Here is a 761-nt window from a genome sequence, read left to right as displayed (position 1 = left end):
CTGGTGCCCGGAAGAGGACCGTAGCAGGGCTGGTGCTTAGGGTCGTCGGTCGACTTTTCCCCGTCCTCTGCGGGCGGTTCGAGTCCCGGAAGAGGACCCACGTCGGTCGAGTGCATTTGAGCGGGCGAAGGGAAATCAGCCGTGCCCTTTTGCGCGCCATCTTCGGGAGCCTTGTTTGACGCTGTTTCGAGCCCCTTCGAGCGTTGGCTGAGGCGGTTGGCGATGGTCCGGATCGACAGTTTCCCATCATCGTCATCGAGAGCATCCGGAAGCTCGTTTGGTGTGTCGGAAGCTTGGCTCATGCTGTTCTCACGATGCGGAGGGCTGCGGCAGGCGATGGTGGGGCATCAGGCCGGGTTCGGGGAAGGATGTTACCGAGAGGTCGGGCCATGTTACCCACCTCTTCAAACCGTCGCGCAGGATTGCTTCCCGCACAGCATGGATGATCCACTGTCGGTAGGCACGGGCTGGCGTTCCAACGCTATCAATAGCGTCGGGGTGGCGGAAGATCGACGTGTTGACGTTGACCTCCGCAAACGGCTCGCCCGTCTCGAGACGGGGCGTATGCCACGCTATGGCAGCGGGCGCGGCCCTGACGGAGATGCGGACTAAGGTTGGCACTTTGATCTCCACGAGGCTGGTTGTCAGACGGCAGATGGTGAGTTCGTCTGCCCAACTTCCGTGAGAATTTGCAGCAGGGCGAGCACCAACCGTGGCGCTCCACGCATACCGTCCCAGCCTTCATGCTCTTTGACAGACGC

General features: G+C 61.6%; 1 protein-coding gene. It reads right to left on the bottom strand.

Annotation, left to right across the window (positions count from 1 at the left end):
• Nucleotides 1–302 (bottom strand): hypothetical protein (locus tag SPHN_RS18330; RefSeq protein ID WP_248525278.1); only part of this gene is annotated, 302 nt, incomplete at its 3' end.
• Between the last annotated feature and the right edge of the window lie 459 nt (nucleotides 303–761).

It is taken from the genome of Sphingomonas faeni (genome assembly GCF_023195535.1).
GTDB lineage: Bacteria > Pseudomonadota > Alphaproteobacteria > Sphingomonadales > Sphingomonadaceae > Sphingomonas > Sphingomonas faeni_B.
This window is presented reverse-complemented; position numbering and strand designations above follow the sequence as displayed.